Source organism: Xanthobacter aminoxidans (genome assembly GCF_023571765.1).
Taxonomy (GTDB): Bacteria; Pseudomonadota; Alphaproteobacteria; order Rhizobiales; family Xanthobacteraceae; genus Xanthobacter; species Xanthobacter aminoxidans.
On sequence record NZ_JAMJXC010000029.1, the window covers coordinates 19,730 to 39,839 of the forward strand.

The window sequence follows — 20,110 nt, forward strand, 5'->3', positions numbered from 1 at the left end:
AGTTGAGAGGTCTGATGCCGGTTTGCGCGAGATCAGTGTGTTAAGTCACCGGCCAGTTATCATCCCTATGTTTCCACCCTTCGTGGAAATTCTCGGGCATTCCTGCTGTCTCGGGAAGTTCGTCCAGCCGCATCAGGAAGATGGCGTGCTGAATCTCTTGCTCGTCCGCGTAAACTTGGTCGTCGACGAACTTCGGCGGAACGCCGCGAATGCCAGAAAGGCGGCCGATACGCCATTCGGCATCAACCTTGGTGCAGATGACGACAAGCTTGCCCTTCGGCGATTCTCCGCGCATGCGCAGCAGCACGCGGCGAAGGTCCGGGTTTTCGTGCACACCACCCGTGACGACCGTGGTGTCGCCAGGAGTCTCGCATTTCAGCACCGAGAAGCCTGCCACTCCCTTCATGGAGTCGACGCACTCCCTGTGCTGCTTAATCATGGCCTCCCGCGCGGGCGTACCCTTCTTCGGAATCGGAATCATCGCCAATTTCTCCGTCTTGATCGAAGAAACGCCGCCGAACATCACAGATCGTCATGACGGCTGACGCAGGACCCTTGAATTCGACGCGTTAGGTCGACAAGCCCTTAGTTTAGAATTTGACTCAATCTAGATGTTTCGTCAATAACATTTGAAGCGACGCCTAGATATTTAGTTGTTAAATCTAGATAGTCATGTGCCGCTCGACCAAGGTGTCGGTCATCTCTGTCATCGGCCCCTCGGCGACGACGCGTCCATTGTCAACCATGAGGAACGCGTCGCCGAGCTTGCGGGCCACCTTGATGTGCTGCTCGGTCACGATCAGGCTAATGCCGAGCTCGCGGTTCAGCATCTTCAGGATCTCGCCGATCTCGTGGACGATGTTCGGCTGGATGCCTTCGGTCGGCTCGTCGAGCAGTAGGATCTGCGGATCCACCGCCAGCGCGCGGGCAATGGCGAGTTGCTGCTTCTGCCCGCCGGACAGTAGCCCGGCGCGACGATCGAGGTTGTCCTTGAGATAGGGGAATATCCGCAGGCAGATTTCCGGGATGTCGCCAGACTTGTCGGGGCGCGCAAAGGTCCCGAGCAGAATGTTCTCGCGAACCGTGAAGTTCGACAGGATGCCGCGCCCCTGAGGCACGTAGCCAAGGCCGTAAGTGGCCCGCACATGCGTCGGCTTGCCGCGCAGTTCTGTATCGTTGATGCGGATTGCGCCTACCGAGCGATCCGTCAGCCCCATGATGGTGCGCATGAGTGTGGTCTTGCCCACGCCGTTGCGCCCGAGCACACACAGACACCGGCCCTTCTCGATCCTGAAGGAGAAGTCTTTCAGGATGCGGGTCGCACCGTAATAGGACGTAACGTTGTTGAAGCTTAGCAATGCGCTCATGCCACCTCCTGCTCGCCGAGATAGACGTCCCGCACCCGCAGGTCCGCCTCGATCTCCTGGATCGAACCCTGGGCGAGCAGCGATCCCATGTGCATCACGACAACGACGTCGGCGATCTCGCGGACGAAGCCCATGTCATGCTCGACCACCAGCAACGTTGCTGACTTGCGCAAATCCTTGAAGATTCGCGCCGTCTTCTCGATCTCACTCTCGGTCATGCCGGCGATCGGCTCGTCCATCAGCAGCAGCCGAGGCTCCTGCATGAGGACCATGCCGATCTCGAGCCACTGTGTCTCACCATGGGAGAGGATGCCGGCGCGCTCCTTCAGCCGACCCGTCAGGCCAGCAAGGGTTGCGACCTCGTCGAGCTTGGCGGTCAGCCCCGGCTTGTGAAACTTCAACAGATTGCGGAACGGATTGGTCTGGCGGCTGTAGGCGACCTCGAGGTTCTGTCGCACGCTCATGTCGCGGAGCACGGCCGGCACCTGAAACTTGCGGCCGATGCCGGCCCGCGCGATCAGGTGTTCGTGTTTGGCGGTAATATCTTCATTCGCAAATATTATCTTTCCGGAAGTCGGCTTGATCCGGCCCGTGATGAGATCCATCGTCGTCGTTTTTCCGGCACCGTTCGGGCCGACTAGGCAGCACACCGTGCCCTCGACGACTTCCATGCTGAAGTCGTTGATGACTTTGGTCGTGTCGAAACTCTTCGAGAGGCGTTGGATTTCGAGAAGACCAGACATGGCGTCGTTCACTCGGCTGGCAGTGGCCTGCCGCCGTCCGGCGCAGGCGAGGAGGTCGGATCCGGGCGCGCAAGTAGGCCGAGTGCCACCTCAAGAAGGCTGGCGAGGCCGTTCGGCAGGAACCGGACCACGACGATGAAGAAGCCACCCAGGATCAGTAGCCAGGTCGCGAGGAAGGTGTCACCGAGATAGCTCTGGGCCCCCTGGATGATTAAGGCACCGAGGATCGAGCCGAGCAGCGAGTGGCGGCCGCCGATGGCTGCCCAGATGACGATCGAGAGGCTGAAGCCGACATCCATCTGGGCCGGCGAGACATACTGCACCAGCATCACCCAGCAACAGCCCGCGACCGCGGCGATGAGGCCGGAGATCGTGTAGATCACCGTCTCGTAGCCGGCGACGCTATAGCCGAGGAAGCGCACGCGCTCGCTGTCGTCGCGGATCGCCTGCGTGACGAGGCCGAACGAACTCTGGGTGATGAGCTTGGCCAGGAACGTCGCCCCTGTCAGAAAGAACAACACGACCCAGTAGGCGGTGGGGCTGTAAGGGTCGACCTCCACGCCGGCAAACTGGAAGGCGGAGGGCGGCGTCAGGCCATTGACGCCACCGGTATAGGCCTGCCGGTCGAGAATGATGGTGTAGAACGCCGAAAGCATGGCGAGCGTCATGATGGCGAAGAACGGTCCGGACACGCGCGCGCGGAACATGATGCCGCCAAATGCGGCGCAGAACAGTGTCGGCACGGTCACCGCCAGGATGAGCCCGAGCAGCGTGCTTTGGAAGGGTTGCCAGAGCAGCGGCAGGTAATCGAGGCTGTTGTTGAGCATGAACGGCGGAATCGGATTGGATTCGGTCTGACTCTGCATCTGCATGGTCATTGCCATGCCGTAGGCGCCGAGGCCGAAGGCGATGCCCTGGCCGAGGTTGAGGATGCCCCCGAAGCCCCAGCAGAGGCTGATCGAGAGGGCCAGCATGCCGTAGACGCAGTAGGTGGCGAACTGGTTCAGCAGGAAGCTGTCGCCCACCATGTTCGGGATGATCGCGAGCGCCGCGAAGAACGCGACATACACGACCCACTGCGCGATCTTGTTGTGATAGAGGTTGCCCATGATCTCAGACCCGTGCTGGCGCGGTGTTGCGGACGACGGTGGCGGTCATCGCCGAGCCCCCGACTGCGCAAACAGGCCCTGTGGACGGAAGCGCAGGAAGGCGACGATCAGCACGAAAATGATGAAGCGGGCGAGGGTGTCGTTGGTGAAGAAGGCGAAGACCGACTGCATTTCGCCGGTCACGCCGCTCGCCACCACGCTTCCCGCCAGCGAGCCGCCGCCCACGACCACCATGAGGAAGGCCTGCACGACGTAGCTTGCGCCCATCGTCGGCAGCACGATCGCCAGCACTCCGAAGAGGGCCCCGGCAACGCCGGCCAGCCCGGCGCCCAGGGCGAAGGTCAGCATGTAGATGCGGCCGGAATTGATGCCGAACGCCGCAGCCATTTCCTTGTTCTGCATGACCGCGCGCACCTGCACGCCGAAGCGCGTCTTGTAGAACAGCAGCCACAGCGCGAGGACCAGCAGCACAGTGACCAGCAGGACGACGATGCGGAACGCGGAAACCGACACCGAGCCCAGCATCACGTTGCTCTGGAAAATTTCCGGCACCGCGAGATATTTCGGGTCACTGCCGAAGATCAGCCGAACGCCCTGCATCAGCACCAGCGAGACGCCATAGGTCGCCAGCAGCGTGTCCAGCGGGCGACTGTAGAGATAGCGGATCAGGCCACGCTCCAGCGCCAGCCCCACCAGGGCGACGACGACAAAAGAGGCTGGCAGGCACAGCAGGTAGGGCAGTCCCAGGTAGAACTGCAGCATGTAGGAACTGTAGGCACCAAGCATGATCAGTTCGCCATGCGCCATGTTTATGACACCGGCCGTACCGTAAATGATCGTCAGGCCGAGCGCGGCGATCAACCAGATGCTGGCGATGCTCACGCCGAGAATGAGTGCGTTCAGAAGCGAACCGAGATCCATTGAACCGTATCCGTTGCGCCCTTGCGGGCCATCCGCGCCGCAGAGGTGGCGCACCCAGTCATGAAACGCCGGCAGGGGCGCCACGGCGCGCGACGCTGCAGGGCCTGTTCATTTCAGATGACGCTCTTGCGGATCTTGCCGTCCGGCGCCTTCAGGCCGTCCTTGGTGCACAAGCCGACGTCCGGGTAGATTGAGTACGGATCAGGAGCGACGTGCTTCTCGGCGGCCTTCACGATCTTGAAGGTACCATCGGCCTGGCACTGGCCGATCTTCGGCTTTAGCCAGGTGTTGAAGTTGTTTTCGTCGATCCAGATCAGGCCTTCTGGCGAGACGTCGTCCTCGACTCGGATGCCACCGGAATGGTCACGAATGATGCGCGGGGTGACGTTCTCGAAGCCCACGGCGGCGGCGGCCTTCTCGAAGCCGGCCTTGAACACGTAGGCCGACGTGTATGTCTCCTCCATGTTGTAGTGGGTGGTGCCGTTTTTGCCGTACTTGCTCTTTAGGAAGCTCTCGACGAACTTCTGGTTGGTCGGGGTGTCGAGCGACTGGAAATACGGCGCGGACAGGAAATGGCCGGCGCCGAATTCCGCTCCCATGGCCCGCGTCTCGATCTCGCCGGTGGTCAGGGAGGCGATCGGCATCTTGTCGACCTTGAAGCCCTCCTGCTTGAACTGCTTGTGGAAGGCGATGTCGGACGCGCCGACGACCGTCGAGAAGATGAAGTCGGGGTTGGCGTCGCGGATCTTGTTGAGGAGCGGCCCGAACTCGGAGCTGCTGAGCGGGATGTATTCCTCGCCGAGCAACTCGCCGCCAGCCTTCTCGAGCCACACCTTAGCGTTCTTGTTCGATTCCTTCGGCCACACATAGTTCGAGCCGACGAAGAACACGCGCTTGCCGAACTGCTGCACCATGAAGGGGATGAGGTCCTGCGAATGCTGATTCGCGAGCGGCCCGGTGCAGATCGTGTTCTGCGTGCACTCGGCCCCTTCATAGCAGGTTGGATAGTACAGAAGATGATCGCGCTGCATCACCGTCGGCAAGATCGCCTTTCGGCTCGCCGAGGTGTAGCAGCCGAACAGCGCGATGACCTTGTCGCGCAGGATGAGTTCCTTGGCCTTTTCCGAATAGACGGCGAAGTCCGATTTCGCGTCGACGATCACCGGCTCGATCGGCAGGCCGGCCACGCCGCCCGCCTTGTTGATCTCGTCGATAGCGTACTGCATGACGAGCGCGGAGTCCTCCTCAGGAACGGCGAGCGAACCGGTGAGAGAGAACAACAGGCCGACCTTGATCGGCTCGCCCTTCTTCAGGGTCGCTCCCCAGGCCTCGCTGGACTCGGGAATCCAGAGTTGGGGCAGACTAACAGCTGCGGCAGCGGCGGCGGTCGACTTAAGTATGTTACGGCGTGTGATCTTCATATCTGTGACCCCTCGGACATCCCGCGCTGAATGGGCATTTCATCTATCTGTCCGGGCGCCTAATCGCCGCTAGACCATATATCTAGACGATAGGTTTGGCTCGCGATGGCGTCAATGCCTTTTCGCTGGAGTTATCGAAGTTTCTTCTGACGATCAGATTCTGCATGAACTGGTGCCAAGACGGTGGTTGCAATCTGGGCAACTGCCTCTCTCTTAAGCGAATTCCTGTACGATCCTGCGGTCAGGTAGTCCGCCATACGGTTCGTCTCTCCCGCAGGTTGCGCGCTCTCTTGCTAGCTACGCCCCACCTGCCCCAGAAAGTGGATGCGACACCGCCTGGGGTCGGCACGTCGAAGCTAGACGTTTCGTTTGGTCATGGCCAAACGAATGGCTGCTCCGCGTTCTTTCGCTAGCGCAAATTCGTCAGCCCCCTTTAAATAAAGTCACAATCGTGACAGAAGGATCCTAGATAACCTCGTGGGTGCGCAGGCTCGGTTGACGCGATATCGCGTCGGGGGCGTCAACGGCCGTCGGAAGCAGCGATCGCTGACCATATGAAGATCCTCATCGCAGATGACCATTGGGTGGTCCGTCAATCGCTAAAGCAGGTCATGCGGCGCCTGCGTCAGAAGCTCGAAATCTTCGAGGCAGAGACCTTCGATGAGGCAGCAGTCCTGCTCGTCGAGCATCCGGACATCGACCTGGTGCTCATCGATCTGGTCATGCCCGGCTTCAATGCCTTTGACGGCCTGCACAAGCTGCGAACGAATTTTCCCGACGTGCCCGTGGTGGTAATCTCGGTTCACGAGGATGTCGACCACGTACTGCGCTCCGTCGAGCACGGCGTCATCGGCTACGTCCCGAAATCCGCTGGCGGCCCCGAGATAGAGCGCGCTCTCGAGCGGGTGCTTGGTGGAGAGGTGAGCTTTCCACGGAGGATCATCGAACGCTCGGCGGGGGCGAACACGGCGAAGCCCGCCGCCGATCCGGCCCCTGCGACCGTCGCGGCGTCGGCGCCGGCTTTTCCCCCCGGTGCATCCCCAGCCACCACGACCGCCGAGCCGCGCGACGAACTGGACCTGCTCACGCCGCGTGAGCGCGACGTCCTCGGCCTGCTTGGCCGCGGCTATTCCGTGAAGCGCATTGCCGAGGAGTTCGAGCTCAGCAGCCAGACGGTCCGGGTGCATCTGGGAAATGCGATGCGTAAGCTCAACATCCGCGATAGGGCCGCAGCGGTGCACTACGCCATCGGCCGCTTCGGCGCGGGGGAGCACGTCTGACGTGAGCGATCCGCCTGTCCCTGCCGGGTCGGTCCACCTCAGTGAGATCTTCGCCGGACTGGATATACTCCCGTTCGGCGTGCTGATCTGGTCCCGTGAACGGCAGCTGGTCTATGCGAATGATCGCTTCCGGCGTAGCTGGGATCTTCCGGTGCGAATCGGCATCACATTCGAGGCGTTCATTGCCACCATGGCGCATTCGCGTGAATGCGTGCTGCCGACGGATGCCGACACATGGGAGCGCGAGCAGATCGCGGCCTTCGGCGCGGAAAGCAGCGCGGATTACCTGTTCGCCGCCGGCACGGTGCTGAATGTGACTCAGGCGCCGACCGCGTCTGGCGGCATGACGATGTCGTTTTCGGACGTGACCGCGGTGAAGAGCAACGAGCGGGCGCTCCAGCTAGCGAAGGAGACCGCGGAGGCGACCGACGAGGCCAAGTCGCGGTTTCTGCGGGCCGCAAACCATGACCTGCGCCAGCCGCTCGCCTCCCTGAAGATCCTTATCTACAATTGCATTCGCGAGGAGGATCCCGAGCATCGTTCCGACATGCTGCATGCCATGGAGATCGCCACCTCCATCATGGAGGACCTGCTGGGCGCGCTTCTTCAGATAGGCCAGCTCGATGCCGGCCGCGTCGAGCCTCGCATCACCTCGTTCCAGCTGTCACAGTTGTTCGAGCGGCTCGACGTCCAGTTCCGCCATCAGGCGCGCGAGAAGGGGCTTCGCCTGGTCTTTGTGCCGCCGCACGGCACGATTGCAACCGACCGCGCCCTGCTCGAACGCATCCTGAGCAATTTCGTCGCCAATGCCGTTCGTTTCACCGAGGTCGGCGGCATCGTCGTCGGCTGCCGGCGCGAGGCGAACGGCCTACGCATCGAGGTGGTGGATACGGGACGCGGCATCCGCCCGGAGGACCGCGAACGCGTATTCGACGAGTTCTTCCGCTCGGAAGAACAGCGCGGGCAGAAGAGCGGCCTCGGCCTCGGCCTCAATATCGTCAAGCGTCTGGCCGACTTGCTTGAGCTTCCCGTCCGCCTTCGTTCGGAAGTTGGCCGCGGGTCGATCTTCTCGGTCACGGTCCCGCTGGGAAACATCTGGCACAGCGTCGCGAACGAGGTGGAGATTAGCGAAACCGTCGCCGGCGAGTTCGTCGGCACGTCAGTCATACTGGTCGAGGACGACGATATCCTGCGCGAGACCATGACCCAGCTGCTACGGCGTTGGGGCATCGACGTGCATGCGGCGGCGGACGAGGCCGAGGCCATCCGGCTGATCGAAAGCGGGGTGTCACCGCGATTGATCGTGGCCGATTACAACCTCAAGGCCCGCATGGGTGTGGACGTGGTGGAGCGGCTGCGCCGGGCCGTCGGCGCCGACGTGTCGGCGATGATCGTCACGGCCGATGCCGAGCCCCGCGTCATCGAGAGCATCCGCAGCGCTGGGTTGCCAGTGCTGGTGAAGCCGGTCAGCCCGCCGCGGCTGCGCGTGCTGATGCACAATCTGCTGTTCGAGCCTTCGCTGGTGACGGTCGGTGAGCCGACATCGGCTCCGCCTCGGAGACACATGCCGTGAACACGCTCTCTGAACCCGTTCCCATTGGCAGTATGGTGCCGCTTACCGGCCCTTCGGCGGCAGACGGCGCCGAGTTCCGCAAGGGGATGATCCTCGCTGTGGAGGAGCTCAATGCCCGCGGCGGGCTGCTCGGTCGGCCGATAAAGCCGATCTTCGCCGATACCTGCCGCCAGACGGCGGAAGAAGTCGTCGGTGCGGCTCGGTGGCTGATCGAGAAGCACAAGGTCCACGCCATCGTTAACGGCTACAATATTGGCCCGCAGAACTCGGAATACGAGCCGATTGCGGATGCGGGAATCATCTATGTCCACGCAAATACGCTGTTGCAGCACCACGACACTGTCATGAGCGACCCTGATCGCTATTTCGGCTGCTTTATGGCGGATCCGGCGGACTACTGGTACGGGCCCGGGTTTATCAAGTTCATATCGTGGTTGCGCGATTCCGGGCAATGGACGCCGCACTCCAATCGCATCGCCATCATCTCCGGCTCGAAGCCCTATAGTATCGTCATCGCCAATGCGATGGCGAAGGCGGCGGCCGATTTCGGCTGGCAGGTGGCCTTCGGGCCGAAGATCGTGCAGACTCCGACCCACCACTGGCGGGATGTGCTGGAGGAAGTGCGTTGCACTAATCCCGCCGTGCTCGCGAACACGCATTTCTATGCGGTCGACCTCGCGCATTTCCAACGGCAGTTTCGGGCCAACCCCATGGATTGCATAGTCTATCTGCAATACGGTGCAATGCACCGCACCTTCAACGACATCGCCCAAGAGGCCTGCGACGGGATTATCGTCTCCTCGGTGATCGGCCTTCTGCGCGATGAAATGGGCAAGCGCTTCGAGACCCGCTACAATGCGCGCTTTGGCGAGGGCTCGACCGCGACGATCGGCTGCCAGTCCTACAGCAACATGCACCACTATGCGGTAGCAGCCGCTATGGCGGGCGGTTCCGGCCCGCCCGGCGATTTCGAGCAGAACCGCAAGGTTGCCTTCGCTCTCAAAGGCATGATCTACCGTAGCGTCCACGGCACGATCCGCTACCATCCCGACTGGCAGGCGGTGGTTCCCTACCCCGTGGTGACGCACGATCCCTCTCTCGGAATGCCCCACATTTTCTACCAGATCCAGGACTACCGGAAATCGTTGTCTATGATCGCGCCGGAGCCCTACAATACTGAACGTTTCATCTATCCGCCCTGGATGAGCGGCCGGACGACAGCAGTGAAGCCGGCCACTTCCCAAAACCCGCGTGGCCTCATAGGTTTTTGAGCGTCAACAACCTGCGCCAGCACGGCCGCAGCGGACCTAGAATTTTCCATGGCCAGATGGCCTAGGCTCAGGACCTATTAATTGCGTTCTGGATGTGATTCACAGTCTCCATTGAGGAGGCCGTCATGGGTGATTTGTTCCTGTTGAGCGCGCGTCAGATGGCTCGGATCTCGCCGTTTTTCCCGTTGGCCCATGGGGTGCCGCGAGTCGATGACCGCCGGGTGGTGAGCGGCATCGTCTATGTGATCCGCAACGGCCTGCAATGGAAGGATGCGCCGAAGGACTACGGCCCGCACAAGACGCTGTATAACCGCTTCATCCGCTGGAGCCGGCTCGGGGTCTTCGACCGGATCTTCGCCAACCTCGCCGGCGAAGGGCCGAGACCCGAGCGCATCATGATCGATGCCACCCACCTGAAGGCCCACCGCACGGCGGCAAGCCTGCTTAAAAAGGGGATGTTCCCCGTCGTATCGGGCGCACCAAAGGCGGCCTGAACTCCAAGCTCCACACCGTCTGCGACGGCGAGGGCCGGCCGATCATCATGGTGCTGTCCGAGGGCCAGATGAGCGACCACAAGGGCGCCCGCCTCGTCCTCGATGCCTTGCCGCCGGCGAGATGCCTGATCGCCGACCGGGGCTACGACAGTGCCTGGTTCCGCGAGGCACTGGCCGCCAAGTGCATCGATCCCTGCATTCCTTCATCGCGGAGCCGCAAGCGGCCCTATCCCTACGACAAAACCCTCTACCGGCAGCGCCACAAGGTCGAGAACCTGTTCGCCAAGCTCAAGGACTGGCGCCGCATCGCCACACGCTACGAACGATGCGCTCACACCTTCTTCTCTGCCATCTGCATCGCAGCCACCGTCATCTTCTGGCTCTGATCAATGAGGCCTGAGCCTAGGGGGGTGACCTCTCAAACACACTGCGGCTATTTCGGAACCCGCTCCACGTAGGAAGTGGCGGCGAGACTTCAAGCCCCGCCTGGCGCTTTACAGATCGTCGCTGAGCGCACCTTCCATGAAGCGGCCGCCGTAGAACACGCCCAGGATCTCCACCACCTTCCCCGTGATCCGGTAGGCAATCGATATCCGACGCCGGAATGAGAGCACGCGCACACCAGGTCCAACCTCCGGCCGGAGGGGTGCCCGCTCCGGCATCTCCGCCAGGCGCGCGCATTGCTCCTCGATCTTCAGAACATATCCAAGGGCCACGTCCGCGCCGCCGCGCTCGCTGATATAGGTGTAAAGCTGATCAAGCGCCTCGGCCGCCCGGGGGCGGAATACGACCTTAAACGCCACGCTCGGCCGCTTTCGCTTCCTCCTGGTGGCGCCGCTTCAGCCGCGCAAACACATCCTCCGACGGGACGCTTGGCCGCGAATCATCGAGGGCTTTGCGGACTTCCTCCCGCATATATGCATCCAGCGCCGCCTGTTCCCGCTCCAGAGCCCGCACCCCGGCGCGCAGAACCTCGCTCGTGGACGCATAGCGCCCGGACACCCGCAGAGCATCGACCCGCTCCGCCATGTCGCCCAGCGTGACCGTCACCGGTTTACTCGTTCTCATGTTCGCACCCTTTCTTTCCTCCCTTATAGCACACGATATGACACTGTCATACTGACAACACGCCGTTGCGCTGTGCAATAGGCAAGGGGCGGGGCATCGCCGTCGAAGGTGGCGCAGCGGCTAACTCTTGCCGAACACCCGACCCCAGAAGCCGGGCTCCTTCGCGGGGCCAGGTTGGCGGCTCGCCGCTTGCGGCTGGTGCCATGCGGCCGGGAGATCGGGGCTTCGATCCTTGGCCGGCTCTTGCGGCCGCTCCTGCGAGGGCGTTGGGGCTTTGCGCAGGGCTTCCGCGGCGACTTTCCCAAGAAGGTCGGTCAGCTCCTGCTCAAAGCCGATGGTGACGTCTGTCTCCCCGCTTCTGGCTTGCCCGATCTCGTGCAGTAGGACGGCGCGTAGGCCTCTGAACTGATGGGGTGGATACCCCCTCCGACCAGCATCGTATGATGTCTGCGCAGCGCCTTGGGGCGCTTTCAGGGGAGGAGCACATGCCAGATGTTCATGTCCTCGCGATCGACCTGGCCAAGCGGAGCTTCCAGGTATGCGGCACGGATCGGGGCTGGGCGTGTGTGGATGCCCCCGGTTTTGCAAGGGGATTTTCTGACGGACTTGGGCAGCTTGGAGCTTCTATCGGTCGTGTGTCAGGCCTCTGGTCGTGGCCTGTGCCACGGGGCCGGTATGCAGTTCGAAGAACAGGGTCCACATCGGTTCAGAGAGCTTTGCGCTCGAGCCCCGGGACTGGTTTTCCCCGTCCTGAACATTGAAGTCCTTGCCGCATAGGTCGTCAGTCGATCTCCTTGCCGGGACCTCACAGCCCCGAGGCGCTTGCTGATTTGCCTTCGCTGGAAGGCCTCCGCTCACGCCATCCTGTAGTTCTGTTCGCGGGTCATCATTGCCCAGATGTTGCGGGCCATCTTGTTGGCCAGGGCGACGGCGGCGACCATGCGCGGCTTGCGCCCAACAAGGCGCCCGAGCCAGCTGTCCGGAGGGATGCCCTTGCGGACGATCCATCGGATCCGGCTCATGGCGCCGACGATCAGAAGTTTGCGGATGTCGGTCTGTCCCATCTTACTGACCCCGCCGAGCCGCGTCTTGCCGCCCGTCGATCGCTGCTTCGGCACAAGCCCCAGCCAGGCCGCGAAGGTCCTGCCGCTCGAGAAGGCACGCAGATCGGGGGCGAAGGCGAGGACGGCGCCCGCCGTGACAGGACCGACACCGGGGACCGTGCAGAGACGGCGCATCTCGGCATTCTCCCGGGTCGCGTCCCTGAGCCGACCATACAGCTCATCGATCTTGCGCGTGAGAACATCGATCTGGTCGAGGTAGAGCTGGACGATCTCCCTGACGGTGTCCGGCACCTCCGCCCTTGCTTCAGCGAGCAGTTCGATGATCTGCTTGAGGTGAGCGGGTCCTTGGGCGACGACCAGCCCGAACTCCGCCAGATGGCCCCGCAGGGCATTGATCAGTTGGGTGCGCTGGCGGACGAAGCACTGGTGGGTCCTGAAGGCCACAGCACGTGCCTGATGCTCGGCGCTCTTGACCGCCACGCAATGCATGTTCGGACGCAGCGCCGCTTCGGCGATCGCGGCTGCGTCAGCGGCATCATTCTTCTGTCGCTTCACAAACGGCTTCACGTAGATCGGCGGGACCAGCCGCACGTCATGTCCAAGGCCTTGTGCAACCCGGCCCCAATAGTGGCTCGTGGCGCAGGCCTCCATCGCCACGATGCAGGGCGGTTGCGCATTCAACAACTGGATCAGCTTCGACCGGGACACCGTCCGGTTGAACAGAACCGCCCCGCCCCGATCCGTGCCGCACACCTGGAAGCTCCGCTTGGCCAGGTCGATCGCGAGGACATGAACATCTGGCATGTGCTCCTCCCCTGAAAGCGCCCCAAGGAGCTGCGCAGACATCATACGATGCCGTCCGGAGGGGGCATCCACCCCATCAGTTCAATCCGTAACGGCCTGCTGGCGAGGCAATTGTTATCGATCGAGGACGCCTTGCTCACGGCGGACCTCGCGGCGGCGCGGTGGGGTCCGCCACATTGATGGCGACCCCGAAGCTCGCGTTTGTCCGTGACGGACATGGCGTCTGAGATGGCGCGCATGCGGCGCAGCACCAAACGTCGTCGCATGGCTGCTTTCAGACCAAGCGTCTAATGTCAATTGAGTAATATTGACCGCGGACGGCAGAGACCCCGCCGGCATCCGCTCCCCCCAGGAGGATCGTTGAACTTTGCTCTCGGCCCATCAGGTGCAAACCGAGCGATTCGTCGGCTGATCGCCCCTCGAAAAAGTGGACGGGGGGGGGGGTAGACCGCTCTTTGAACCGCCCCCTTGATTCCTGGGCGCCTTCTTCCCAAAATTTGAGGCAAGGAGGCCCCGAGGATGTCCGCGGCCATGCGTTCGTGCATCGTGTCTGAGCGAGACGGGCATATTTATATAATAATATCAATTACATATGTGTTCGCAGCTTCATCCTGACTGGCGCGCCATTGCAACTAATAGTTGCTTTGATATTTCCGTGGCAGGCGTCCGTTTTTGTCCCCGTGCTGGAAGCTGATTGGCACGCTTTGGCAGGGGCGTGGCGCGGATCGTACCTGCATCCGAATCCCGTCTGCTCCAAAATTCAATGGTCTATGAGATGCTCGGCTTGGCAATCCGTGCTGCCAGGGCCTCTGGTTTGTCATGAGGTCGGTAGACGCCGATGTCATCTCTCCGCGGCGATCGGGTCTTCTTTTAAAAGCAATAGGGTAGCCTCCGTTTGTCATCATGCGGCCCAGCCCTCACTTCTCGCTGCTTGGTCGCCGATCTGAGCACTCTCCGTGACGGATACGTCGTGCGAGAGAGGGTGCCATCCTGCCGATCTGAATTATGGGTCACAGCAACCGCCGTCCCTGCTGCCGCTTTTGACGGGACTGCGCTTCAGGATTTGTCGAGCCCTAGTGATCGGGCCGAAGAGGGTAGCGCTGTTTGCAAGGGTCAAAGGTGACCCGAGGCGGACATCCAGCGGGTCCGTTATGGAGGCCCCACCTTCCATAGCCTATACGTGCGCCGAGAGGGGTGTCAGCCCAGGAAACCCCTAAGCTGGCCGAGCAGTTCGGCCGGCGCTTCCTCCGGAAGGTAATGGCCGCAGGGCAGGCTGCCGCCGCGCACGTTCCGAGCTTTCTCGCGCCAAGTGGCAAGCACGTCGTAGGTGGAACCCACCACACCCTTGGCGCCCCACAGCGCGAGGAGGGGAACGGCAATCCTGGCGTCGGCGTCCGCCGCATCGTGCACAAGGTCGATGCCGGCCGATGCGCGATAGTCCTCGCAGACGGCGTGCAGCGTCTCGCGCGTGTAGCACCGCCGATACTCGGCAAAGGCGGCGGGATCGATGGCGCCGGACGTCTTGTTTTGCTTGGCGATGTGGGTCTCGACATAGAAATCGAGATTGTTGCCGATCAGCGTCTCCGGCAGTGGCGCCGGCTGGATGAGGAAGAACCACCACATATAGCGGGTGGCGAAATCCTTCGTCACCTTGGCGTACATGGTGGCCGTCGGGGCGATGTCGAGCACCGCCGCCTTCGTCACCGCATCGGGATGGTCGAGCAGCAGGCGGTGCAGCACGCGCCCTCCGCGGTCGTGGCCCACTGCGGCGAAGCGGGCAAAGCCGAGCTGTTGCATCACCTCCACCTGGTCCTTCGCCATCTCGCGCTTGGAATAGGCGATGTGATCCGGTCCTCCGTCGGGCTTGGAGCTGTCGCCGTAGCCGCGCAGGTCGGTGACGACGACGGTGAAATTCCCCGCGAGTGCCGGCGCCACCTTGTGCCAGCAGACCATCGTCTGCGGGTGGCCGTGCAGCAGCAGGAGCGGCGGTCCGCTGCCGCCGACCACGGTGTTGATCTCGGCGCCCGAGGTCTTGATGCGCTGCTGGCGGAAGCCGGGAAGGAGCCTGGCAATGCCGGTGTCGTCCATGGGTCTGGTCTCCGTGGAGAAGGCTGTCCGCGGCAGGAGGCCGGCGCCCACCATGCCGGCAATCGAGGCGCCGGTGGAGAGGAGATTTCGGCGCGACGGGCCATCCGGCCGCCGTTCAGGCAAGTTGGTGCGTTGGGTCATGGGCATTTGCTCCCTGATTTTTGTGGGCCGGCGGTCAGTAGAAGACCTTCATCAGCAGCGTCGCGACGACGATCATGATGGCCCCGCCCACCCGCGTGGCGATCTGGGCGAAGGCCATCAGTCCCATGCGGTTGGAGGCGCCGAGAATGGCCACGTCGCCGGTGCCGCCGAGGCCCGAGTGGCAGGCCGTGACGATGGCCGCCTCCACCGGGAACATGTTGAGCCAGCGGCCCACGACGAAGCCGGAGGTGATCATCGCCACCACCGAGGCAGCGCAGATGAGGATGTATCCGGGGGTGAATGAGGCCACCAGCTGCTGCCAGGAGACCAGCATGGCGCCCATGGCGACGAGAATGGCGAAGGTGAGGTTCGTCGACATGAAGCGGTTGATCTGGTAGGCGCCGCGCTCCATCTCCACCGGAAGCAGCCGCGACAGCTTGAGCGCGGTGGCCGCGAGGATCATCAGGATCGGCCCGGGAATGCCGGTGTGCGGCGCAAGCACCGTGCCGAGGATGAAGAGCGCGCAGGACAGGACGATCCCGCAGCCGAGCAGCGGCAGCTCGATGGCGCCGGCGGGCCCCTCCTGCTGCAAGAGGTCATCGTCTCCCGTGCGCACCAGAATGCCGTTGCCGCTAAGCCCGGGCCGCGCCTCACCCAGCCGCGCCAGAAGGCCGGCGCCGACGATGGCCACCACATTGCCCATGAGCGCCGCCGGCACCATCTGCGCGACGAGTTCGCCCTGGGCACGGCCGAGCATTTCCGAATAGCCGATGGAGAGCGGCAGCACCCCTTCGGCCAGACCACCGCCGACGATGGGGACGATGATGAAGAAGAAGGTCTCCCTCGGGCTGTGGCCGAAGGCGAGGCCGACGAGGATGCCCGTCGCGATCGCGGCAAGTGTGCCCACCGTAAGCGGCACGAACATGCGTATGAAGCCTTGCACCAGCACCTTGTGGGGCATGCCGAGGATGGAGCCGGCGACCAGGCAGGCGATGAAGAAATACTGGAAATTTGCGGTTTTGAAGGTGGTGGCAATGGCCTTCATTGCCGCCTCGGGCATCAGCCCGTAGCCGACGATGGCCGAGGGCACAAACAGGCACAGGATGGCGGTTCCGCCGATCTGCTTCAGCACCGGGATCGTCTGGCCGAGTTTGCCGAGCAGGAAGCCGAGCAGCATTAGGACGGAAAGGCCACCGATGACGTCATTGGGCAGGCGCCCGCTCCACACCGCGCATGCTGTCACGACGGCGGCGCCCACATAGACCGGCCAAGGTAGTGGGCCGATGGAAAGGCCGCGCCGCATGGGGGGCGCCTCCTCGGGGGGGCGGATTTCGGCGGCGGCGATGGCGTCGGACATGGTTCCCTCCTGGGATGGGCGTGTTTTCTCGTTCGGGCCACGCGGGTGGCCCGTTGGGCGGTCGGCGACGGATGGGACGGCTCAGGCGAGCCAGGGGTTCTCGGCGCGATGGCGGGCCTCGAACGCGCGTATGGAGTCGGCCTCCGCCAGCGTCGTTCCCACCGCATCGAGGCCGCGCAGAAGCGGCTCCTTGCGCAGCGGCTCGATCTCGAACAGGATCTCCTCGCCGGTTGCCACGATGGTCACGCGTTCGGCGGGCAGATCGATGCGCAGGCGGCTGGTCTCCGGCCGCGCCACCACCACGGCAATGCGCGCCACCACGGCCGGATCGAGGCTGATGGTGAGCAGGCCGTTGTTGCGGCAATTGTCATCGAAGATACCGGCAAACGAGGTGCCGATGAGCGCGCGGATGCCGAGCTGCGCAAGGCCCCAGACCGCATGTTCACGGCTGGAGCCGCAGCCGAAATTGGGGCCGACCACAAGAAAGCGCGCCCCCTCGTAACCCGGCCGGTTGAGGATGAACTCGGGTTCCGGCGCGCCGTCCGCCCTGAAGCGCAGCAGGTTGAACACGCCCCGGTCGAGCCCGGCGCGGTCGATCCCCTTCAGGAACGTCTTCGGCATGATGACGTCCGTGTCCACATTGGGCAGAAGGAAGGGCGCGGCGGCGCCTTCCACGGTCACGAAAGGGAGCATGGCTCGGGCTTTCTGGCGGGTGCCGCGAGGCGGCGGACGTCGGTGATGCGGCCGGTGACTGCGGCCGCCGCCACCATGGCGGGGCTCATGAGATGGGTGCGCGCGCCCGCGCCCTGGCGACCTTCGAAATTGCGGTTGGTGGAGGAGGCGCAGCGGTCACCGGGGGCCAGAACGTCGTCGTTCATGGCGAGGCACATGGAGCAGCCGGACTGCCGCCATTCGAAGCCCGCCTGCCGGAAGATTTCGGCCACGCCCTCCGCCTCCGCCTGCACCCGCACGGCGGTGGAGCCCGGCACGACGATAGCGCGCACGCCCGGCGCCACCGTGCGGCCGGTGAGCACCCGCGCGGCGTCGCGCAGGTCCTCGATGCGGGCATTGGTGCACGAGCCGATGAAGGCGTGGCTGATGGGAATGGCATCGAGCGGCGTACCCGGCCGAAGGTCCATGTAGGCCAGCGCCCGCTCGGCCGCCCGTCGCCGCGCGGGATCGCCCTCGGCCTCGGCCTCGGGCGCCGGGACACGCCCGGCCACCGGCGCCGCCTGGTCCGGGCTCGTGCCCCAGGTGACCATGGGCGCGACCTCCGCCACATCGAGGGTGAAGCTCCTGTCGAAGCGCGCGCCGGGGTCGGAGGCAAGGCCGGCCCACGCGGCCAGCGCCCGCTGCCACAGCGCCCCGCGGGGCGCGCGGGGGCGCCCATCCATGTAGCGGAACACCTTGTCGTCGGGCGCCATGACCGCGCCCCGCGCGCCGGCCTCAACGATCATGTTGGCGAGCGTCATGCGCTCCTCCACCGAGAGCGCGACAAGCGCCGGTCCGTCGAATTCCACCGCATGGCCCACCGCTCCGTCGGCGCCGATGCGGCGGATCAACTCCATCACCATGTCCTTGGCGGTGACGCCGAGACCTGCCGCGCCATGAAGGGTGATGCGCATGGTCTTCAGGCGGCGGTAGACCAGGGTCTGCGTCGCCAGATAGTGCTCGATGTCCGAGGTGCCGATGCCGAAGCCGAGCGCGCCCAGCGCGGCATAGGAGGTGGTGTGGCTGTCGCCGGCCGCCACCACCATGCCCGGCAGCACCAGCCCCTGCTCGGGTGCCACCACGTGCTCGATGCCCTGGCGAGGGTCCAGCACGTCGATCAGCTCGATGCCGAAGTCGCGAGCATTCTGCGCAAAATAGGCCGCCTGCCGCGCCGCTCCGGCATCGGGCATGTCCGCCGTGCGGCGCGGGGTCGTGGGGTTGACGTGGTCCACCACCATCAGCGCGGCGGCGGGGTTCCATACCGTTCGGCCCGCCTCGCGCAAGCCGGTGAATGCCTGGGGGCTGGTGTATTCGTTGAGGATGGTGCGATCCACATAGAGCAGCACCCGCCCCTTGTCGTCGAGCGCCCGCACAGTGTGGGCGTCCACGATCTTGTCATACAGCGTGCGGGGCCCTGCCATGCTCGCTCCCTTCGTGACGGTTGCGGCGGGAAGCATGGCGAAGGAGGCAGGGTCACATCCAATGCCGGCTGGCTATATCGTTATGCGCCCCGTGCATCACGATCAGGGATATGACGGCGGTAACGCCGCGATGATAGCAGGAACCGGAGGTAGCCCCCATGGAGATCTCGTGGCTGGAGGACTTCCTCGCCGTGTCGGGGTCCGGCAGCTTCTCCCGCGCCGCGGAGGAGCGGCACATCACCCAGCCGGCGCTGAGCCGGCGGATCCGCGCGCTGGAAGAATGGGTGGGTACGCCGCTGTTCTTCCGCACCACCCACAAGGTGGAACTGACGCCGGCCGGGGACAGCTTCCGGCAGTCGGCGGAAGATGTCTTGCGGCGCCTCGCGGTCGGCCGCTCCATCGCCCGTGAGCAGGCGAGCGGGAGCATCGAGCAGTTGCAATTCGCCGCCACCAATGCGCTGGCGCTGACCTTCTTTCCCGGCTGGCTGCGCACCGTCGAGCACCGGCTGCCATTCGTCGCCAACATCCATCTCGTGGCCAATCACATGGTGGCCTGCGAGCGCCTGATGCTGCAGGGGCAGGCGCAGTTCCTGCTCGCCCACCACCACCCCGCCGCCGATACGCTGCTGACGCCGCGCCAGTTCCTGTCCCATCCCGTGGGCGTCGATGTGCTCATCCCCGTCTCGGCCCCGACCGGAGAAGGCAGCGACCCATCCTTCGCATTGCCGGGCTCACAGGAGCACGCCTTGCCCTATCTCTCCTACCGGCCGGAATCCGGCATGGGTCGCATCATCGCAGCGGTGCACGATGGTGCGCCGGAAAAGGCTTTCCTCCGGCCCTGTTTCGAGTCTCATGTGGCCAAGCTGCTGGTAACCATGGCGGTGGAGGGGCGAGGGCTCGCTTTTCTCCCGAAGAGCCTCATCGGCGAGGAACTGGCGCAGGGCACGCTGGTCCGCGCCGGCGACACCACATGGGACATCACCATAGAGATCCAGCTCTTCCGACCGCGCACGCGTCTTTCGAGCACCGCCGAGGCCTTCTGGACCGCCGTTGCCGGTGGCGGGACTTCGGAAGGCCGATAGCGGCCCTGCGAGTCGCCGCCGACCGCACGCTATCGACCGGTCGCGCACTTGCGAGCGGAGCGTTCACTGTGATCGTCCCCCGTTTTGGTGGACACCCATGCTAGCTTTGGCGAGCTTCACAGGAGTGTTCGATGGGCGCACGGCGTCGGGTGTTTCCAGAGGCGTTCAAGCGGGAGGCGGTTGAACGGGTCACGG

At 63.8% G+C, this 20,110-nt stretch carries 18 protein-coding genes; 5 read left to right on the plus strand and 13 right to left on the minus strand.

Annotation, left to right across the window (positions count from 1 at the left end; all coding sequences use genetic code 11):
• Nucleotides 1-40: 40 nt before the first annotated feature.
• The 6 genes from EJ105_RS25880 to EJ105_RS25905 form a co-directional block, all read right to left on the minus strand.
• On the minus strand, nucleotides 41-481 hold the full coding sequence (locus EJ105_RS25880; RefSeq protein WP_250168642.1) for a N,N-dimethylformamidase alpha subunit family protein: 441 nt from the start codon (nucleotides 479-481) through the stop codon (nucleotides 41-43).
• A gap of 181 nt (nucleotides 482-662) precedes the next feature.
• Nucleotides 663-1,367 carry an urea ABC transporter ATP-binding subunit UrtE gene (urtE, locus tag EJ105_RS25885; protein ID WP_250168624.1) on the minus strand — a complete coding sequence of 235 codons (705 nt, stop codon included), beginning with the start codon at nucleotides 1,365-1,367 and terminating at the stop codon, nucleotides 663-665.
• A complete protein-coding gene (locus EJ105_RS25890) occupies nucleotides 1,364-2,110 on the minus strand; it encodes an ABC transporter ATP-binding protein (RefSeq protein WP_250168625.1) in 747 nt (248 codons plus the stop codon). The genes urtE and EJ105_RS25890 overlap by 4 nt, the downstream gene beginning before the upstream one ends.
• Nucleotides 2,111-2,118: 8 nt before the next feature.
• A complete protein-coding gene (urtC, locus tag EJ105_RS25895; RefSeq protein WP_250168626.1) occupies nucleotides 2,119-3,219 on the minus strand; it encodes an urea ABC transporter permease subunit UrtC in 1,101 nt (366 codons plus the stop codon).
• Between the two features lie 45 nt (nucleotides 3,220-3,264).
• Nucleotides 3,265-4,140, minus strand: coding sequence for an urea ABC transporter permease subunit UrtB (gene urtB, locus EJ105_RS25900; protein WP_250168627.1), 876 nt, complete (start codon nucleotides 4,138-4,140; stop codon nucleotides 3,265-3,267).
• A 113-nt stretch (nucleotides 4,141-4,253) separates the two neighbouring features.
• Nucleotides 4,254-5,561 (minus strand): transporter substrate-binding domain-containing protein, encoded by a 1,308-nt coding sequence (locus tag EJ105_RS25905; protein WP_250168628.1) that lies wholly within the window; start codon nucleotides 5,559-5,561, stop codon nucleotides 4,254-4,256.
• Nucleotides 5,562-6,115: 554 nt separating this feature from the next.
• On the opposite strand from EJ105_RS25905, the gene EJ105_RS25910 reads away from it, so the two are divergent.
• From EJ105_RS25910 to EJ105_RS25925, 4 genes are all read left to right on the plus strand, one after another.
• On the plus strand, nucleotides 6,116-6,841 hold the full coding sequence (locus EJ105_RS25910) for a response regulator transcription factor (protein ID WP_250168629.1): 726 nt from the start codon (nucleotides 6,116-6,118) through the stop codon (nucleotides 6,839-6,841).
• A 1-nt stretch (nucleotide 6,842) separates the two neighbouring features.
• Nucleotides 6,843-8,414 carry an ATP-binding response regulator gene (locus EJ105_RS25915; RefSeq protein WP_250168630.1) on the plus strand — a complete coding sequence of 524 codons (1,572 nt, stop codon included), beginning with the start codon at nucleotides 6,843-6,845 and terminating at the stop codon, nucleotides 8,412-8,414.
• Nucleotides 8,411-9,685 carry an ABC transporter substrate-binding protein gene (locus EJ105_RS25920; protein ID WP_250168631.1) on the plus strand — a complete coding sequence of 425 codons (1,275 nt, stop codon included), beginning with the start codon at nucleotides 8,411-8,413 and terminating at the stop codon, nucleotides 9,683-9,685. Before EJ105_RS25915 ends, EJ105_RS25920 begins: the two co-directional genes overlap by 4 nt.
• Nucleotides 9,686-9,810: 125 nt before the next feature.
• Nucleotides 9,811-10,565 (plus strand): IS5 family transposase gene (locus EJ105_RS25925; protein WP_250168632.1). Its coding sequence is split into 2 segments (ribosomal slippage): nucleotides 9,811-10,144 and nucleotides 10,144-10,565, totalling 756 coding nucleotides; the frame shifts between segments, so codons are not numbered across the junction.
• A gap of 108 nt (nucleotides 10,566-10,673) precedes the next feature.
• On the opposite strand, the gene EJ105_RS25930 is transcribed toward EJ105_RS25925, so the two are convergent.
• The 7 genes from EJ105_RS25930 to leuC form a co-directional block, all read right to left on the minus strand.
• The gene (locus EJ105_RS25930; protein WP_250168633.1) at nucleotides 10,674-10,982 is read right to left on the minus strand and encodes a type II toxin-antitoxin system RelE/ParE family toxin; all 309 of its coding nucleotides are present in this window, start codon (nucleotides 10,980-10,982) and stop codon (nucleotides 10,674-10,676) included.
• Complete coding sequence (locus EJ105_RS25935) at nucleotides 10,972-11,229, minus strand: ribbon-helix-helix domain-containing protein (protein ID WP_347881345.1); 258 nt, start codon at nucleotides 11,227-11,229, stop codon at nucleotides 10,972-10,974. The genes EJ105_RS25930 and EJ105_RS25935 overlap by 11 nt, the downstream gene beginning before the upstream one ends.
• A gap of 872 nt (nucleotides 11,230-12,101) precedes the next feature.
• Entirely contained in the window at nucleotides 12,102-13,115 is a 1,014-nt protein-coding gene (locus EJ105_RS25940) for an IS110 family RNA-guided transposase (protein WP_250168635.1), read from the minus strand.
• Nucleotides 13,116-14,312: 1,197 nt separating this feature from the next.
• Nucleotides 14,313-15,203 (minus strand): alpha/beta fold hydrolase, encoded by an 891-nt coding sequence (locus EJ105_RS25945; protein ID WP_250168643.1) that lies wholly within the window; start codon nucleotides 15,201-15,203, stop codon nucleotides 14,313-14,315.
• Between the two features lie 175 nt (nucleotides 15,204-15,378).
• The gene (locus tag EJ105_RS25950) at nucleotides 15,379-16,701 is read right to left on the minus strand and encodes a 2-hydroxycarboxylate transporter family protein (RefSeq protein ID WP_250168636.1); all 1,323 of its coding nucleotides are present in this window, start codon (nucleotides 16,699-16,701) and stop codon (nucleotides 15,379-15,381) included.
• 81 nt (nucleotides 16,702-16,782) lie between these two features.
• Nucleotides 16,783-17,394, minus strand: a complete 612-nt coding sequence (gene leuD, locus EJ105_RS25955; RefSeq protein WP_250168637.1) for a 3-isopropylmalate dehydratase small subunit — start codon at nucleotides 17,392-17,394, stop codon at nucleotides 16,783-16,785.
• On the minus strand, nucleotides 17,379-18,833 hold the full coding sequence (gene leuC, locus EJ105_RS25960) for a 3-isopropylmalate dehydratase large subunit (protein WP_250168638.1): 1,455 nt from the start codon (nucleotides 18,831-18,833) through the stop codon (nucleotides 17,379-17,381). The genes leuD and leuC overlap by 16 nt, the downstream gene beginning before the upstream one ends.
• Before the next feature lie 158 nt (nucleotides 18,834-18,991).
• Here leuC and EJ105_RS25965 point away from each other — a divergent pair, with 158 nt between their 5' ends.
• Entirely contained in the window at nucleotides 18,992-19,915 is a 924-nt protein-coding gene (locus EJ105_RS25965) for a LysR family transcriptional regulator (RefSeq protein ID WP_250168639.1), read from the plus strand.
• The last annotated feature ends 195 nt before the right edge of the window (nucleotides 19,916-20,110 follow it).

Bases quoted from the DNA above. Each gene is read 5' to 3' on its own strand.
- EJ105_RS25880 (WP_250168642.1), bottom strand. From the start codon at position 481: ATGATTCCGATTCCGAAGAAGGGTACGCCCGCGCGGGAGGCCATGATT.
- urtE (WP_250168624.1), bottom strand. From the start codon at position 1,367: ATGAGCGCATTGCTAAGCTTCAACAACGTTACGTCCTATTACGGTGCG.
- EJ105_RS25890 (WP_250168625.1), bottom strand. From the start codon at position 2,110: ATGTCTGGTCTTCTCGAAATCCAACGCCTCTCGAAGAGTTTCGACACG.
- urtC (WP_250168626.1), bottom strand. From the start codon at position 3,219: ATGGGCAACCTCTATCACAACAAGATCGCGCAGTGGGTCGTGTATGTC.
- urtB (WP_250168627.1), bottom strand. From the start codon at position 4,140: ATGGATCTCGGTTCGCTTCTGAACGCACTCATTCTCGGCGTGAGCATC.
- EJ105_RS25905 (WP_250168628.1), bottom strand. From the start codon at position 5,561: ATGAAGATCACACGCCGTAACATACTTAAGTCGACCGCCGCCGCTGCC.
- EJ105_RS25910 (WP_250168629.1), top strand. From the start codon at position 6,116: ATGAAGATCCTCATCGCAGATGACCATTGGGTGGTCCGTCAATCGCTA.
- EJ105_RS25940 (WP_250168635.1), bottom strand. From the start codon at position 13,115: ATGCCAGATGTTCATGTCCTCGCGATCGACCTGGCCAAGCGGAGCTTC.
- EJ105_RS25945 (WP_250168643.1), bottom strand. From the start codon at position 15,203: ATGGACGACACCGGCATTGCCAGGCTCCTTCCCGGCTTCCGCCAGCAG.
- EJ105_RS25950 (WP_250168636.1), bottom strand. From the start codon at position 16,701: ATGTCCGACGCCATCGCCGCCGCCGAAATCCGCCCCCCCGAGGAGGCG.
- leuD (WP_250168637.1), bottom strand. From the start codon at position 17,394: ATGCTCCCTTTCGTGACCGTGGAAGGCGCCGCCGCGCCCTTCCTTCTG.
- leuC (WP_250168638.1), bottom strand. From the start codon at position 18,833: ATGGCAGGGCCCCGCACGCTGTATGACAAGATCGTGGACGCCCACACT.
- EJ105_RS25965 (WP_250168639.1), top strand. From the start codon at position 18,992: ATGGAGATCTCGTGGCTGGAGGACTTCCTCGCCGTGTCGGGGTCCGGC.